Annotated in this window: 12 protein-coding genes and 1 pseudogene; 1 reads left to right on the forward strand and 12 read right to left on the reverse strand. The window is 56.1% G+C overall.

The genetic code is table 11. From position 1 onward, the window contains the following. Positions 1-8: 8 nt before the first annotated feature. The 3 genes from chrA to QWJ10_RS13560 all read right to left on the reverse strand — a co-directional run bounded on the left by chrA (position 9) and on the right by QWJ10_RS13560 (position 3,788). Entirely contained in the window at positions 9-1,358 is a 1,350-nt protein-coding gene (gene chrA / locus QWJ10_RS13550) for a chromate efflux transporter (RefSeq protein ID WP_019367381.1), read from the reverse strand. 59 nt (positions 1,359-1,417) lie between these two features. Then, positions 1,418-2,368 (reverse strand): CDF family Co(II)/Ni(II) efflux transporter DmeF, encoded by a 951-nt coding sequence (gene dmeF / locus QWJ10_RS13555; protein WP_010795883.1) that lies wholly within the window; start codon positions 2,366-2,368, stop codon positions 1,418-1,420. Between the two features lie 133 nt (positions 2,369-2,501). Further along, positions 2,502-3,788, reverse strand: coding sequence for a sodium:alanine symporter family protein (locus QWJ10_RS13560; RefSeq protein ID WP_085985642.1), 1,287 nt, complete (start codon positions 3,786-3,788; stop codon positions 2,502-2,504). A gap of 334 nt (positions 3,789-4,122) precedes the next feature. Here QWJ10_RS13560 and QWJ10_RS13565 point away from each other — a divergent pair, with 334 nt between their 5' ends. Beyond that, a complete protein-coding gene (locus QWJ10_RS13565) occupies positions 4,123-4,746 on the forward strand; it encodes a hypothetical protein (protein ID WP_010795885.1) in 624 nt (207 codons plus the stop codon). A gap of 57 nt (positions 4,747-4,803) precedes the next feature. Here the strand turns inward: QWJ10_RS13565 and QWJ10_RS13570 are convergent, their stop codons facing one another. The 9 genes and pseudogenes from QWJ10_RS13570 to QWJ10_RS13610 form a co-directional block, all read right to left on the reverse strand. Beyond that, positions 4,804-5,736 (reverse strand): glycoside hydrolase family 5 protein, encoded by a 933-nt coding sequence (locus QWJ10_RS13570; protein ID WP_289927086.1) that lies wholly within the window; start codon positions 5,734-5,736, stop codon positions 4,804-4,806. Between the two features lie 787 nt (positions 5,737-6,523). Next, positions 6,524-7,528, reverse strand: a pseudogene (locus QWJ10_RS13575) (glycoside hydrolase family 5 protein); the annotation flags it as partial. A gap of 560 nt (positions 7,529-8,088) precedes the next feature. After that, positions 8,089-9,834: a glycoside hydrolase family 5 protein gene (locus tag QWJ10_RS13580; RefSeq protein WP_197872540.1), complete on the reverse strand. Its 1,746-nt coding sequence runs from the start codon at positions 9,832-9,834 to the stop codon at positions 8,089-8,091. Positions 9,835-10,647: 813 nt separating this feature from the next. Further along, complete coding sequence (locus QWJ10_RS13585) at positions 10,648-11,409, reverse strand: SDR family oxidoreductase (protein WP_122041551.1); 762 nt, start codon at positions 11,407-11,409, stop codon at positions 10,648-10,650. 736 nt (positions 11,410-12,145) lie between these two features. Further along, a complete protein-coding gene (locus tag QWJ10_RS13590; RefSeq protein ID WP_073450394.1) occupies positions 12,146-13,078 on the reverse strand; it encodes an ornithine cyclodeaminase family protein in 933 nt (310 codons plus the stop codon). Between the two features lie 90 nt (positions 13,079-13,168). Further along, entirely contained in the window at positions 13,169-13,885 is a 717-nt protein-coding gene (locus QWJ10_RS13595; RefSeq protein ID WP_286787746.1) for an ABC transporter ATP-binding protein, read from the reverse strand. Next, positions 13,882-14,757, reverse strand: coding sequence for an ATP-binding cassette domain-containing protein (locus QWJ10_RS13600; RefSeq protein WP_074821877.1), 876 nt, complete (start codon positions 14,755-14,757; stop codon positions 13,882-13,884). The genes QWJ10_RS13595 and QWJ10_RS13600 overlap by 4 nt, the downstream gene beginning before the upstream one ends. Further along, positions 14,754-16,031: a high-affinity branched-chain amino acid ABC transporter permease LivM gene (gene livM / locus QWJ10_RS13605; RefSeq protein WP_074821874.1), complete on the reverse strand. Its 1,278-nt coding sequence runs from the start codon at positions 16,029-16,031 to the stop codon at positions 14,754-14,756. Before livM ends, QWJ10_RS13600 begins: the two co-directional genes overlap by 4 nt. A gap of 4 nt (positions 16,032-16,035) precedes the next feature. Continuing rightward, positions 16,036-16,950 carry a branched-chain amino acid ABC transporter permease gene (locus QWJ10_RS13610; RefSeq protein WP_010795894.1) on the reverse strand — a complete coding sequence of 305 codons (915 nt, stop codon included), beginning with the start codon at positions 16,948-16,950 and terminating at the stop codon, positions 16,036-16,038. Positions 16,951-16,952: the final 2 nt, after the last annotated feature.

The following is a 16,952-nucleotide window of genomic DNA, read 5'->3' on the forward strand; positions in this document are numbered from 1 at the left end:
GCTCCTTGTCACATGAATACGACGTGCATTAACAACCCTACTGTTGCACAGGCTAGCAGCACTTCCATAACTGTGCGCTTGAACCGGAAGAGCGCTATCGCTGCCAGGAGTGTGATCAGAGCGGAGAGTAGGTCGAACGATCCGCTCAAGCCCTGCGGCCAGAATACGTGGTAGCCGAAGAACAAGGCCAGATTCAGGATTACGCCGACGACCGCCGCGGTAATGGCGGTGAGCGGAGCTGTGAAGCCCACCACATTATGGGTGGACTCCACCAGAGGCCCGCCGGCCAGAATGAAAAGAAACGAAGGCAGAAAGGTAAACCAGGTCACCAGCACGGCAGCCAATGCCCCGGCGGTAAACATGTGCTCGTCTCCTAATGCCGCCTGCCCATATCCGCCTAAAAACGCGACAAACGCCACCACCATGATCAATGGTCCGGGCGTGGTTTCGCCCAGGGCAAGGCCATCGATCATCTGGGCTGGGCTCAGCCAGCCGTAATGCGTGACGGCGCCCTGATACACGTAGGGCAGTACCGCATAGGCACCACCAAAGGTCAGCAGCGCAGCCTTGGTAAAAAACCAGCCCATCTGGGTGAAGGTATGAGTCCAGCCAAACAGATAGATCAAGCTCAGCATCGGCACGAGCCAGAGAAACATGCCCATGACTAGCAATTGCGCCAGCCGCGACCAGTGAAAACGGGCATGCTCAGGCGGCGGCGTGTCATCATCGATCAGTGCAGGTCCAAATGAAGCCGTCTGATTGGCATGCCCTCCCCCTATCTTGAACCGGTCAGGAGCATACCTGCCTCCGAAAAAGCCAATAACCGCCGCAGATACTACGATCAGGGGAAACGGTACATTGAAGGCAAACAAGGCAACGAACGAAGCCGCCGCAATGGCCCAGAGCCAATGGTTTTTCAACGCGCGCGTGCCGATGCGGTGGGCAGCCTGCAAGACAATGGCAGTCACCGCGGGTTTGATGCCATAGAAGATACCGGCCACGACCGGAACATTGCCCCAGGCCAAATAGATCCATGACAGGGCGATCAGGATAAGCAGCGAAGGCAATATAAAGAGCGCTCCGGCGATAACCCCACCCCAGGTCCGGTGCATCAACCAGCCAATATAGGTCGCCAACTGTTGGGCTTCAGGTCCGGGCAGTACCATGCAGTAGTTGAGCGCATGGAGAAAGCGTCGCTCGGAAATCCAGCGCCGACGCTCCACCAGCTCCTGATGCATGATTGCTATCTGCCCAGCCGGTCCGCCAAAGCTGATAAAGCCCAGCTTGAGCCAGAATAGAAACGCCTGAAACGGGCCTACCGGGGCAGGAGGCGGCAAGCGAGACTCGGAAGAAGGCATGTTGAATCCTGTCGTTGACCAAAACTCGGTTATATCACTTGCCGCTGTCGCCCACCTCTTCAGCGTACCGGACAGATCCCGTCTCTGTTGATCTCAACCGTGATGTGGACAAGCTCTTCATGGACGGAAAGCTGCTGTTTGAAGTCTTCAGGCGAGGCATCACTGGTCGTGGCGATGCTGACGATGCAGGCGTACTTGCCCTTGCCTACCTTCCAGACATGCAGATCACAGATCTTGGCCTCGATAGGGCTCTCTGCGATCACATCCCTGACCTCCTGTACCACCGGATCGTCCATCTGCGCATCCAGCAGCACACGCCCGGTTTGCTTGATGAGCCCAACGGCCCAAATGGCGACCAGTATGCCGCCTACGATTCCCATGACCGGGTCGAGCCAGCTGGCCCCCCAGAGCATGCCGCCAATCAGCGCGACGATAGCAAGGACGGAAGTTGCCGCATCAGTAATGACATGGATGTAGGCCGAACGCAGATTCAGGTCCTGATGCTCACCGTGGCCATGATGATGATCGTGACCATGGCCATGATCATGCCCGTGAGAATCCTTGAGCAGCCACGCACACACCAGATTGACCAGCAATCCCAGAATGGCGATGGCGATGGCCTGCGTATAGTGAATCGGAGCAGGTGTCACGAGCCTGATCACGGATTCATACAGCATCAACAGAGCGATGCCAATCAGCGCCAGCGCACTGGTATAGCCAGCCAGCACCTCCATTTTCCATGTTCCAAAGGCAAAGCGTGCGTCGGTCGCATACCGTCTGGCCGCCGCATAGGCGAACAGCGAAAGCCCCAGCGCCAGCACGTGGGAACTCATATGCCAGCCATCCGCCAGCAGTGCCATGGAGTTGAAGGCCCAGCCGCCCGCAATCTCGATCACCATCATGATGGCAGTAAAAATCACGGCGCGGCGGGTATTCTTTTCCGCCAGCGGGTTTCCCTCGTTGAAGACGTGCGGGTGAGAGCAGGAATGCTCAAGCGAAGATCGGGACATCGGAATGCTCTATCCAGAAAGGCCAGGAAAACAGCGTTAGTATTTGGACCACAGCATCGCGATTTTCACCCATTTTTCCAGGTCCGGGCCTCGCGAGCCTCAATGAAAAAGGCTCGCCGCAGCGAGCCTTCGTTTATTTGCTGGCGAAGTATTCTCGCGTCAGCCGGAGCACCACCGGACTGAGCAACAGCAGCGAGATCAGGTTAGGAATGGCCATCAGACCATTGAGCGTGTCGGCCAGCAGCCAGGCGAAGTCCAACTGTGCAATTGCACCAAACGGTACAGCCAATACGAAGATGATCCGGAACGGCAGAATGGTCTTGGTGCCCGCAAGAAACTCCCAGCAGCGCTCGCAGTAATAGCTCCACCCCAAGATGGTGGTAAAGGCGAATACCACCAGAGCGATGGTCAGGATAATGCCGCCAAAACCGGGCAGCGCCGTCTCGAAGGCCGCCGCTGACAAGGCCGCCCCACTCTGCCCGCTCGTCCAGACGCCGGAGCAGATAATGGTAAGACCCGTCATGGTGCAGATGATTAGGGTATCGATAAACGTTCCGAGCATACCAATCATGCCCGAGCGTACGGCGCTGTTGGTCGTACCGGCTGCCTGGGCGATACCGGCGGTACCCAACCCGGCTTCGTTGGAGAAGACGCCACGCGCCACCCCGAAGCGAATGGCAGCCATGACCGCCGCCCCTGCGAAGCCGCCCGTCGCCGCCGCCGGAGTAAAGGCATGGGTGAAGACCAGGCTGAGCGCATGGGGAATTTCGGACGCATGGGTCACCAGCACGGCAATGGCCGCGATGATATAGCCGATACACATGGCAGGGACCAGGGACGAGGCGACCGCCCCGATCCGCTTGATGCCGCCCAGGATCACGAGCCCCACAACCACCATCGTCACGACACCGGTCAACCACAGGGGCACGGAAAAGGTTGTTTCCAGGGCCTGCGCCATACTGTTGACCTGCACCATGTTGCCAATACCGAACCCGGCCAACCCACCGAACAGGGCAAAGGCGCCGCCTAGCCAGGCCCAGCGCTTGCCCAGGCCGTTGCGGATGGCATACATCGGGCCGCCGACATGCTCGCCGCGCTCGTCCTTTTCACGAAAATGCACAGCCAATACCACTTCGGCATATTTGGTAGCCATGCCAACCAATGCCGTACACCACATCCAGAACAGCGCGCCGGGGCCGCCCAGGAAGATCGCGGTAGCAACACCCGCGATGTTGCCGGTTCCTACGGTGGCAGCCAGGCAGGTCATCAAGGCCTGGAAAGGGCTGATCTCACCGCTTTCGTCGTCGTCCTTGGTCCGGCCCTGCCACAACAGGCGAAAGCCGGTGCCCAGTCTTACGATCGGCATCAGTTTGAGGCGTAGCATCAGATAAAGACCCGTGCACAGGATCAGTACCAGCATGGGCACGCCCCAGACAAGACCATTGAGGTCGTTGACCAGGGTATGGAGAAATTGCACGTAGAACTCCTTACATTCATTCAACGCCAGGAAACGGGCGCTGAGCCATGAGGTCTAGCCAATGAGCGTCGCGCGCTGGAAACCACGCCAGGAAAGCCGAGTACAACTCAGCGGGAAGAAACGCCTGTGCGGTGCTCAATGAGGCTAGCAATAATGCGGCACCCCGGATCAATGGGTAAAACGTCATCCGGAGCGTGGACGGATGCTAGCACGTGTCTTTCGGAACGGGTCGGAAATTAGCACGTCCGCCGCCCTCTCTTCATACCAGGAGCACGCCATGCCGCTTTCCGCTGAAGTCCGTTGGTTTTGGCCCGCACTGCCGGGTACTGATCTGATCGACTGGTTTCACCAGTCCGATCTGTGGGATCAGCCACCGGGAGGCGGAATACGCAAGATGCACCACTACCTCAGGGACGCCAGTCAATCCGACCTCGGTATCAAAACCCGTGGAGACTCAACCGTTGAGGTAAAGGGGCTGGTCATACCTGACTGGCATACCCTGGACGTCTCGCCGTTCAGGGGGCCTGTCGAGTTATGGCATAAATGGCATTCCGAGGCCTTGACGCTGACACCGCATCCTACGGTTGCCGTTCAGAAGCAGCGCTGGCTTCGCCTGTTTACGGTCGAGCAGGCCGCTCTGCGTGAAATCGCATTGGATGAAAACGAATCCCCTTACGAAGCCATGCCGTCCGCAGGCTGTACCGTAGAACTGACTCAACTCTGGGTTGATGGCCATGCGGCCGGCTGGACGCTGGGGCTTGAGGCCTTTGGTGATCGGCACGTTCTAGCAGCACATTTGAACGCGGTGGCAGCCTACCTGGGTACTCGCTGCCCACCGAGATGGCCTGAGGCTACACGCAACCATTATCCCGGCTGGCTGAAGCAGCAGGTGGAGCCTTGACGTTATCAACAGCCGGGCCCTCCCAACGCCCGGCTGTATAGTCTCGTTGAAGCGGTTTTACCGGCCCGGACCGATTGCGGTACAGCTGGTGTCGTTCAGGTGCTTTCTCAACGTGGGCCACTGCGGGCGGCTTTGTCCGTTGATAGGCTCGACGGACAGACTGTAATTCCCCCAACCCGGACCGGCGGCCCAGTAGGTAGCCGGTACGCAATGCTGCTTGAGGTAGGTCAGCATGTTGTCCATGACTACATTCCAGCGGGAATCGTTATCCGGTACGCCAAACTCTCCAATAAAGCCCTTCTTGTTGTTCTGCTTGAGCCACTCCACAAAGGGCTTCACCCGATTGACGCCAGCCTGAGCAGACAAACTGTCAGCGCTCAGCTGGGTGTAGGAACCACCGCCATCGGCGTCGAAATAGACGTGCGCCTCATAGATCAGCTTGTTGACAGGATCCTTCAAGTCCTTGAGAGAGTCGCTCCACACCGGCCACCGTTCGGCGCTGGCCCAGGCATTGCCTTCCACAAAGATCAGGTGAGCCTTGTCAGCCTGCCGGATCCCGTTGATGGCGTACTGCGCCGCGGTAGGCCAGTACGCCACGGCGCCGTTGGGCTCATTCATGATGTCGTAGCCATAAATGGCCGGGTGGCTACCCCACTTCTGAGCGATCCGGTTCCAGACATTCTCGAAGCGATAATACGGTACGCTGCTCGTACCAATGATATGGCCGCGATAGCGCGCATAATTATGCAGATCCAGAATGACCCGGATGTTGTATTTGTGGGCATAGTCCAGTGAACGGGAAATCAGTGCGGCGTAGGTCTGATCGAGGGAATATCCCAGCCCTGGCTGAAGCCGCTCCCACAGAATGGGAAAGCGGACCAGCCTTATTCCTCTTGCACTCCAATTCTTGAAGGTCTCTTCCTTGGCAAAGATATAGTTCTTCTCATTAATACCCGGCAACACCGTACCTGCAAACTCGGCACCTGCCATATTAAGTCCGACGAGATTAACCTGCTCGGCCTGTACCGCTGTACTTCCCAAAGCCAGTAACGCAGTTAATGAAAGTGCCTTAGATACGCCTCGTGTTATACCAAAATGTTGGGTTACAGATAAAAAACTCATATTCACCAAATTGCCAGTAACTTTTTTACGCGCGAGCAATGCCCTGACTCAAAAGAGCCATATAAAAAAGTCCCAATTGACCGGCTATATTGTTTTAGCCGACGGTTATTTCATCCTTACGATGAACTTCCCGACCTCAACCCTGAGTGATGGAAGTATTTGCCAGCTAATCATCGAGCTGGCGACAACAATGAACGGCCTAAAAAGCCGCCATTGAGGGCATGCGTATCGGTGAACAGGCATTGCCCGCGCAGTCGAAACGCAACTATTTGCCAATACCAGGAATGGCGAATAATGAACGGGGTATGAAAACGCCCGCCGAGAGGTATCGCATGGCATCGAAAACGCAGGATCGTTCAGTGCCCGCCACGCCTTTTACAGCACGTTGGCTGACCCGATAAATACCTTGCGCAGGCCAATATCGATACAGGAACCGGTCCTGGGAAAACCCAGCCAGCATGCGGCCTTTAGCCATCATCCGGGTCGTGTTAACCGGGGGGACGCAACCATAAGCGTTTGCGCTGTGATCAGGGCGACCGCTCGTCGAGAGAAGGGAAATTTATCTACTGGATCAAGGATTTAGATCTGAACCCAAAGGGCCCGACAGCAAAAAGCCCGGACCAGTAGGCCGGGCTTTTTCGAACCGCTTTTATTTAAGCGGACCGTATGCGGTGCAGCTGGTATTGTTAATGTACTTCTTCAGCGTCGGCCACTGCGGACGCTCCACGCCGTTGACAGGCTCTACAGCCAGGCTATAGCTGCCCCAGCCCGGGCCTGCGGCCCAGTAGGTAGCCGGTACACAGTTCTGCTTCAGGTAGGCCAGCATGTTGTCGACCAGGGTATTCCAGCGCGGATTGTTATCCGGTACGCCGAACTCACCGATCATGCCTTGCTTGCCGTTCTTCTTCAGCCACTCCACGAAGGGCCTCACACGTTCGACGCCGTAATTCACGTCCAGTTTGTTTACATCAACGGTTTCGTAGGTGCCGCCAGCGTTTTCATCGAAGTAACTATGGGCTTCGAAGATAATCTTGTTGGACGGGTCTTTCAGACTCAACAGGGAGTCGTTCCACTGGGCCCAGCGTGTCGCTTCGGCCCAGCCGTTACCCTCTACCAGGATAGGCCTTACCTTATCGACTGCCCGGACGCCATTGATCCCGTACTGAGCAGCAGTAGGCCAATATGCCAATGCACCGTTGGGTTCGTTCATGATGTCGTAGGCATACAGTGACGATTGCCCACTCCAACGCTGAGCGATGCGGGTCATCACGTTCTGATAACTGCTGTACGGGACGCCGCTCGTACCAATGATCTGGCCGCGATAACGCGCATAGTTATGCAGATCCAGAATGACCTTCACGTTGTATTTCTGCGCATACGCAAAGGTCTGGTCGATCAAGCCTGCATAGGTTGCGTCCAGATTGCCATTGAGCGTTGGCTGCAAGCGCTCCCACAAGATTGGAAAGCGAATCAGCTTGATGCCCCTTGCGCTCCACTGCTGGAAATAGGACTCGGTTGGAAAGATGTAGTTAGTACCGTTCACACCAGGCAGAACCTGTCCGGCAAAATCGGCACCGGACATATTGAGACCGACGAGATCAACCGGCTCAGCCTGGACAACCGAGCTGAACAACGCTCCTGCTGCCAGCACAGGCAGCACTTTTTCAAGACACGAACAGACCTGATTGCATTCAGGACGGACAGAGATTTCATTAAGCTCACCATTACTACTAGTGATATTCAAGGCGCAGAAAGCCAGCCCCTGGATCGGGGAAGTCGACAAGATAAATCTGGCGTACGCCGTGAACCGGCCATGGGTGGCCGAGCCGAGTGTCATCCTTACGATGAAACTTTCCGGCACTCAGTCCTGAGCTGTGGAAAGTATTTGCCAGCGCGAACAGCCGCTGGCGATAGCAACAGACAATCTAAAAAATTGTCTTGCCAGGCAGGTGTGATACAGCGGTACACCGCTGCTTACTTACACCCGGGATGCCAATACCTGATGGCGAAATACCGCTGGAGCTCGCGTGGTGAGCAGCTTCAAGTGTTGAGAAAGCTGTCAGTTTTCCAGCGTCGATCTTTACTATTCAATGTCCATGCCAAACACTGCAATTTGGCCTGAGGCACTGCCTTATCAACGGTCGAAAAATACTTGGGCTGAAGAATCGAGCCCATAAAAAACGGGGACTTAAACGTCCCCGCTCTGTGTTCCCGGATCGGTTACTGGCTAACTACCGTCAGCGCGTTTGGATAACCAACGGCGGAACCGTTGAGAAGCGTCGGGGTGTCCAGGAAGACGCTCATGTTGCTACCCACCATCTGTACTGACTTGATCTTGTAGACCTGCCCATTGGCCAACCGTACCGAAGCACCGGTCTTGAAGGCTGACGTGTTGGCTGTCGTTGCCGGAAGCGAAATCGCAGCCGCCTTGCGCATGACACCGTTCAGCCAATCAGTATTGGTGAAATTGTTCATCGTACTGGTCGCAACAACGGCCGGAGCGGTTGGCGCAGGCGTCGGTGCGGGTGCAGTCGGGGCTGGCGTCGGCGCAGGAGTAGTCGCCCCCGTACCTGCCGCGTCCGCCACGGTCAGCTTGTTCGGGTAACCCACAACGGCGCCATCCAGTGCCGAGCTGTTTACCCAGACGCTCATGTTGCTACCCACTACCTGAACGGACGAGATTTTGGTTACGAGGCCATTCGCCAGACGTACCGAAGTACCTACCTTGAATGCTGCCGTGTTGCCTGATGTCGCCGCTACGGAGAAGCCTGCTGCCTTTCTGTATACACCGTTGAGCCAGTCTGCATTGGTGAAGTTGTTGATAGCGCTCGAATAGCCTGTGCTGGTTGAAGGCACGGTGGGTGTCGGAGCCGGAGTAGGCGTCGTCGCAACCGGTGCCGTGAACGGGCCAATCGCTGTACAGGTAGTGTTATCGATGTACTTCTTCAGGGTCGGCCACTGAGGACGATCCTGCCCATTGATCGGCTCGACCGACAGGAAGTAGCTGCCCCAGCCTGGACCTGCAGCCCAGTACGTAGCAGGAATACAGTTCTGCTTCAAATAAGCCAGCATGTTGTCCATGAGCAGATTCCAGCGCGGATTGTTATCCGGTACACCGAACTCGCCGATCATGCCCCTCTTGCCATTTTTCTTCAGCCACTCCACGAACGGCTTCACACGCTCGACGCCGTAGTTGGCGTCCAGCTTGTTCACGTCGATGGCGGTGTAGTTACCACCGGCATCCTCGTCGAAATACGAGTGCGCCTGGAAGATCAGGTTGTTGGACGGATCCTTCAGGTTCAGCAGGGAATCGTTCCACCATGGCCAACGGGTCGCTTCGGACCAGCCGTTACCTTCGATCATGATCGGCTTGACCTTGTCCACCGAACGAACGCCATTGATGCCGTACTGAGCCATGATGGGCCACTGGGTCATCGAATCATGCGGCTCGTTCATGATGTCATAGGCATACAGGGACGGCTGACCGCTCCAGCGCTGGGCGATCAGGGTCATGATCTGCTGGTAGTGGTTGTAGCTCACGTTACCCGTACCAATGATGGTGCCGCGATACATGGTGTAGTTATGCAGGTCCAGGATGATCTTCATACCGTATTTGTTGGCATAGCCGAACGTACGGTCGATCAGCGCGGTATAGGTAGGGTCCAGTGCGCCACCCAGGGTCGGCTGCAGGCGCTCCCAGATGATGGGAAAGCGGATCAGCTTGATACCCTTGGCGTTCCACTGCTGGAAATAGGATTCAACCGGGAAGATGTAGTTGGTACCGTCGATACCCGGCAATACCTGGGCAGCAAAGCCTGCACCTGATAGGTTTAAACCTACCAGATCAACCTGTTCTGCATGTACAGCAGGGCTGGCCAAGGCTACGGCAGCAGCCAACGGAAGAACTTTCTTAAAAAGACGAGTAGCGCTAATTTTATTTAAAACAAAAGAAACTGAAGTTTTCATCTATCCACCAAACTACTAGTGATATTAGGCACAAGCGCTTCCATAGCCCAGCATTTAAGGGCTAGCGCCAAAAGACACGCTTTCACGTTGAGTTGTATCTAGGCCGAGCCAATAAGTGGCACGGGATTAACTTCATCCTTACGAATGAACTTCCCTGCACTCAACCCTGAGCTATGGAAAGTATTTGCCGGTCAAAACCAGCAGCAACAATAAACAGCGTATTAACCGTTATTGTCGGGCATTGCACTCTTATGAACTTTCTAAAAAATGCGAAAAGTTCAGTCGGCAATGAAATGCCAATACCAGGAATGGCGATGAAAACATTCTTCTTTAAACTAATTAACTTTGCCTTATTAATAATTCTTAAACTTAATAAGGCTTCAAAAGTTGAATGTTCCCGGTGACCCTAACGCGGCGTCACGTCAGTACTTATTCAAGGGGCGTGCCAATCACTAGGAAACAGGCCAGCCAAAGCGATGACCGTTCGTCGCCCGTTTAATTGAACGGCTCAAGGAAGGGGTTTAGCGAGAGATGGGAGAAAAGAAGATAACCGGTTACTAAGGCCATTGAGCCGCAACCCATGACGGCATTATGGTTATTCCTGACGCTATTACTGCGTCATCATTCTGGCATTCTGGTCCTATGTGTCAGAATGCTGACTTCTTGCCAGCATGAGACGAAAAGCTCTTTCAAAAAGACCTTGAGCGTATAAGCTCTCAAGCATAGGACACGCCAATAAGCGGCGCTATATCGTTTCAGCTGTATCGACAGCTACCGTAGACGGCAGAGACATACTCTGCCGTCATTATGCTGTCACTCGCTTCGATGAATGTTGAACCCGTTCCAGGCTTGGCAGGTCGCCATAAGCTCGATCCGATTGATATTGACATGCTTGGGCTGGTTCAAAGCCCAATGGATCGACTCGGCGATATCATCAGGTGTCAGTGGGTCAGTTCCGGCATATACGGCGTCGGCCTTGCTCTTGTCGCCACCAAAGCGCACCACGGAGAACTCAGTCTCGGAAAGCCCCGGCTCGATGTTGGTCACACGGACGCCTGTGCCCTGCAGATCGCAGCGCAGGTTCAAGGTAAACTGTTTGACGAACGCCTTGGTAGCGCCATAGACATGGCTACCCGGGTACGGCCAGTTACCGGCAACCGAGCCCAGATTGACGATGCCAGCGCCCGCACCGTAAGCAATCAGTCTGGGTAATAACAAGCGCGTGCAATACAGGACACCCTTGATATTGGTATCGACCATGGTGTCCCAGTCATCCAGATCGCACTGCTGAGCGGGTGTAGTACCCAAGGCCAGCCCCGCATTGTTGACCAGACCACGCAGGGTCGAAAACTCTTCAGGCAACCCGTTGACTGCCGCCTCGACAGCTGCACGATCCCGAACGTCCAGCACAATCGGATGCACCTTGGTGTGCGCGGAAAGCTCTTCTGCCAACGCGCTCAGGCGATCCTCGCGACGGCCAGTAATGATCAGGGACCACCCATCCTTGGCAAAGCGGCGCGCAGTAGCCGCGCCAAAGCCGGATGTTGCGCCGGTAATGAACAAAGTCGAAGTCATCGATGCAGCTCCTTGAGGTCGAAAGGAAATACCCGGAGAGTAACGCACTCTTTGTCGCTTGAGGCGGTACAGTTATAGCGAAACAGCTCTAAAATCAGCTATTGGCATCCTGGTTATTTTTTGATCAACCTCTCAAGAGCCAGACAGTATAAGGGCTGTGCACAACCATTCAGATGTTATTCACAGGCTTGCTCGCGTTAACCGTGCATAACGTTGCACCCAGCGATTTCTGCATGAAAAACCTGGCGTAGCGACCCTAGGAGCGTGGATAAACGGACGTACTCCAGCGTTGATCATTTTTTGAGCATGCCTCTAGAGAGTTGATGGTATATGGCGTCTGGCCATGTACCCCAAGGTTATACACAACCTTGCTCGCCGAAAACGTGTATAAAACCAGCATCCTGCATTTTAAAATAACCGCTCATTTTTTAACCAATTCTCGCCAGGCCTTGCCACATGCGGCTTGCATGGAGTCTTCCAAGTGTTATCAACAGGCTTGCTCATACTATTAGTGGGTATGTTGATAACTATCTGAGAGTGGTTACTACTGCCCTCTGTACGATTGATCAAAAAGTAACCATCTATCTGTAAGCCTTATATTTTAAGGGCAGCAGACAGGTATCCTAGGGTTATCCACAAGGTGCTCCACGTGTAACGTGGGTAAGTCAGGACCTTGGCCCAATAGAGCAGACTTTAACTGCTAATACATGGCACTAAAGGGTGTTGTTCACACAGATCACATGTTATGCAGTACGTACTGCGCAGCCAGCAAGTCTTCTACCGCATAGCCTACGGATTTGAACAAAGTAATTTCCTGATCATCGCTGCGTACGCCATCCCCTTGCAGAACGTGCCTCAATTCTGTGTTGAGATCGCTTTCCTGAATGACGCCATCACCAAGCGCGAACAGTAAATCGCCCGCCTCCTCCAAAGCACCCTCGCGGGTATCCACTACGATGCGTGCCCGCGCAACGGCTGCTGAATCGGTCTCACGCATAGAGGGAAGAAAGGCACCGACCAGGTCCAGGTGGCAGCCGGGGTTGAGCCACTCGCCCAACACCAGCGGCTCTCGAGAGGTGGTAACACACGTAACCACATCGGCATGCCCTACGCTCTGCGCCAGGTTATCGCTTGCTGAAACCGGATAGCCCTCCCCCTGCAGGCGCTCAGCAAGGGCTTTGGCCTTGCTGTAATCACGCCCCCAGATTTCGATCCGGCTGTAATCACGCACAGCCGTATGGGCACGCACCATGTGGGCAGCTAGCGTTCCCGTACCTACGATGGTCAGGCTCAACGCATCCCGCCGGGCCAGATAGTCAGCCGCCAACGCTGACGTGCAGGCGGTACGCCGAGCTGTCAGTTCCGAGGCTTCCATCAAGGCCAGGGGCTGGCCTGTCACATCATCAAACAAGGCAAACACTGCCGCAACCGAAGGCAGATCGCGTTGGCTATTTTCCGGAAACACAGTCACCAGCTTGACGCCAATGCCCTGCCCTTTCTGCCAGACCGGCATGTTCAACAGCGATGCCTGTCCCTCGGGTAGCGCGTAAGCCTGCCGGTTGGGTGCAGTGCCAGGGTGAGCCAAGCCACTGCGAAGCGCATCGATCAGCCCGGCATAATCCAGAACAGCGGCCACCTCGGCATTGGTGAAAAAGCGGATGGATGACATGGGAACTCCCCTGTTGGAAACACATACTCGACGGCACGCGGCAACGGCCTGCGTCAGTACCATGGAGCCTGACGCAGGCTGAACGGCGGCTTAATGGCCGCCCAGGTAGGCTTCGCGCACCTGAGGATCAGCCAGCAGTTCTTGGCCGCTGCCCGTCATGCGGATCTCTCCCGTCACCATGACATAAGCCCGGTTCGATAACCGGAGCGCATGGTTGGCATTCTGCTCGACCAGAAAGATCGTCATGCCGGACTGCGCAAGCTCACGCAGGATCTGGAAGATCTGCTTCACCACGATAGGCGCAAGTCCCAGGCTTGGTTCATCAAGCAGCAGGAGCTTGGGTCGGCTCATGAGCGCCCGGGCGATGGCTAGCATCTGCTGCTCGCCCCCAGACATGGTCATGGCCCGCTGGTTACGGCGCTCCTTGAGACGCGGAAACAGCTCGAACATACGCTGCATGTCCTCGTCCACATGCTTGGTACCGATGGGGATGGTGCCCATCAGCAGGTTCTCTTCCACACTCATGTCAGGAAAGACGTGCCGCCCTTCCGGTGATTGCGCGATACCGTTGGAGGCAACGAAATGGGCGCTTTTCTGGGTAATTTCCTCGCCTCGGTAGATGATCTGTCCGTTACGCGCCCGCGGCTGTCCAAAGATGGACATGAGCAGGGTGGATTTTCCCGCCCCGTTGGCACCGATCAGGCTGACCGTCTCGCCCTCATTGATGTGCAGCGAAACGCCCTTGAGCGCCTGGATCGGCCCGTAGAACACGTCGACGTTTCTGAATTCCAGCAAGGGCGTAGTCATGCCACCTCCTCCTCATCCGCGCCCAGGTAGGCGGCAATGACCTTCGGATTGTTCTTGATCTCGTCCGGCAGGCCCTGGGCAATCACATTGCCGTGGTCCAGCACGACGATATGATCGGAAATGCTCATGACCATGCCCATGTCATGCTCGATCAAGAGCACAGTGATCCTGTGCTCATCACGCAGATGCCGAATGATGGCCGACAGCTTCTCGGTCTCGGCAGGGTTAAGACCCGCAGCAGGCTCATCCAGACAGATCAGTTCCGGTCGGGTGCACATGGCGCGGGCGATCTCCAAACGGCGCTGCTGACCGTAGGACATTTCTCCAGCAAGGCGGTTGGCGCACTCGGTCAGCCCCACCACCTCCAGCCAGTAAAAGGCTACATCGAGTGCCTTTTCCTCTGCCCGACGAAAACCCGGCGTATTGAAGACGCCCGCCAGTAGGTTGCGGTTGATCCACATGTGCTGGGCTACCAGCAGGTTCTCGACCACGGACATTTCCTTGAACAGGCGAATGTTCTGGAACGTCCGCGCAAGGCCGGCACGGTTCACCAGGTGCGTCCCGCCAAACATCTTGTACCAGAGGCGACTGCCGAACTGGGCAGGGTTGACGAAATCGGTGGGCTGAAACGGCTCCCCCATGATTCTGCCCACGTCCGTTTCGCGCCCGTCAGCGTTGCTTAACACGATACGGCCATCGGTGGCCTTGTAGAATCCGGTCAGGCAGTTGAAGACTGTAGTTTTGCCCGCCCCGTTGGGACCGATCAGGGCAGTAATGGAATGGCGACGAATGCTGAAGGCCACATCGGAAAGCGCCTTGATCCCGCCGAAACGCATGCCCAATCCGTCAACGGTAAGAATGTTGTCGCTCATGGCGCTACTCCCTTGCGAATCGCGAATCCACTGCGGCTGATGCGGATCAACCCGCGTGGGCGCCACATCATCATCACGACCATCAACACGCCGAACACGAGCATGCGGATGTCGCCGAACTCACGCAGCACCTCGAACAGCAGCGTCATGACAAAGGCCGAAATGACCACCCCGACGGTCGAGCCCAGGCCGCCGAGCACCACGATGGCCAGCACCAGAACGGACTCGAAAAAGTTGAACGAGGCCGGGTTGATAAAGCCCTGGTAGGTAGCGAAAAACACCCCGGCGATCCCGGCGGTGGACGCACCGATCATGAAGGCGGAAAGCTTGACCAGAACATGGTTAAGGCCCATGGCGCGGCAGGCGATCTCATCCTCGCGCAGCGCTTCCCAGGCACGACCAATAGGCATGCGGGTAAGGCGATGCTTGATATAGAGCACCAGCAGCACGATGAGAAACAGCACGCTGTAGATGAAGATCATCGTGGCGTTGGGGTTGTAGGAGATTCCCAGCAGCTCATGGAGAGGTACGCCGCCCTCCTTGGCCCGCCGACCGAACTCAATACCAAAGAACGTAGGGGACGGTGCTGAAATTCCATTGGGGCCGTTGGTGAACTCCAGCCAGTTGTTGAGCACCAGACGGATGATTTCACCAAAGCCCAGGGTCACGATGGCGAGGTAGTCGCCGTGCATCCTGAGCACCGGAAAGCCAAGAATTGCCCCGGCCACCGCAGCCATGACTGCAGCAAGGGGAATCATCGTCCAGAAGCCCAACCCCAGGTATTGGTAACCCAGCGCCAGCCCATAGGCACCGATGGCATAAAAGCCGACATAGCCCAGGTCCAGAAGACCGGCGAGCCCGACCACGATGTTCAGCCCCAGGCCAAGCAGCACGTAGATCATGCACAGGATGACCACGGTCAGCCAGTACTTGGTGGCCAGGAAGGGAAAGATCAGCGCGACCAGAATCACGACAGGCAGGATGTACCGCAGATTCGACTTGTGTCCGGGCGGCAGCACATGCACGCCCCCATCGTTGCGCTTGAACGACTCGATCCAGGTACGTCCCCTGGACGTCTGGCCGAACAGGCTGAGCAGAAAACGCCCCGCCATCACCACCGCCACCATGATGCCGACGCGCTGAGGCTCCAGGTTGAAGCCATAACCGTCGAGCACAATACCTACGATGGGCCCGAACAGGATGAGCGAGACCAGCCCGACCATGAAAGTATCACGCAGGATGACCTTGAAATCGAAGGAAGAAGTCTGGGTCATAGCATCACACCTTCGCCACGTGCGGCTTTCCAAGCAGCCCCTGGGGCCGGAAGATCAGAATCAGCACCAGTAGCGAGAAGCTGAAGACATCCTTGTAGTCGCTGTTCACAAGACCCGCGAATTGCGCCTCCGACACGCCCAGAATGATGCCGCCCAGCATGGCGCCCGGCAGCGAGCCGATGCCGCCTAACACCGCCGCAGTAAACGCCTTGATACCAATGATGAAGCCGGCATAGAAGTCGAACGTGCCGTAGTTCATGGTAATCAGTACACCGGCCAACGCCGCCATCGCAGCACCGATGATGAACACGTACGAGATCACCCGGTCGGTGTTGATGCCCAGAATCTGCGCCATCTTGCGATCCTGCTGGGTCGCGCGACACATGCGGCCCAATGTGGTCTTCTGGATCACATAGGTCAAAAGGCCCATGCCCACAATGGACGCAACGATGATGAAGATCTTGGTATAGGTGATGATGACGAAGCCTTCACCGATATGCAGGCGCAGCGCCCCATCGAGCAGCGTTGGTACCCCTTGTTGGCGGGCGCCTTGGGCCAGCTGCACATAGTTTTGCAAGATCAGCGACATGCCGATGGCCGAGATCAGCGGCGCAAGGCGGGTGGAGTTACGCAGCGGTTTGTAGGCGATTCGTTCGATTGCCCAGCCATAAAGGCTGGTCACCACTACACAGAAGATAAGCGTGCCCAGGATCAGCACAGGAAAGGAATGCAGGCCGAAAAAGCTCAACAGGGCAATACCGATGGCTGCCAGATAGGCAGACACCATGTACACATCGCCGTGAGCGAAGTTGATCATGCCAATGATGCCGTACACCATCGTGTAACCGATGGCGATCAGCCCGTATACCGAGCCCAGGGTCAGGCCGTTGATGAGTTGTTGCAGGAAGATACCGTCCACGA

Origin of the sequence: Pseudomonas sp. WAC2 (assembly GCF_030403525.1) — a bacterium.
GTDB classification, from domain to species: domain Bacteria; phylum Pseudomonadota; class Gammaproteobacteria; order Pseudomonadales; family Pseudomonadaceae; genus Chryseomonas; species Chryseomonas luteola.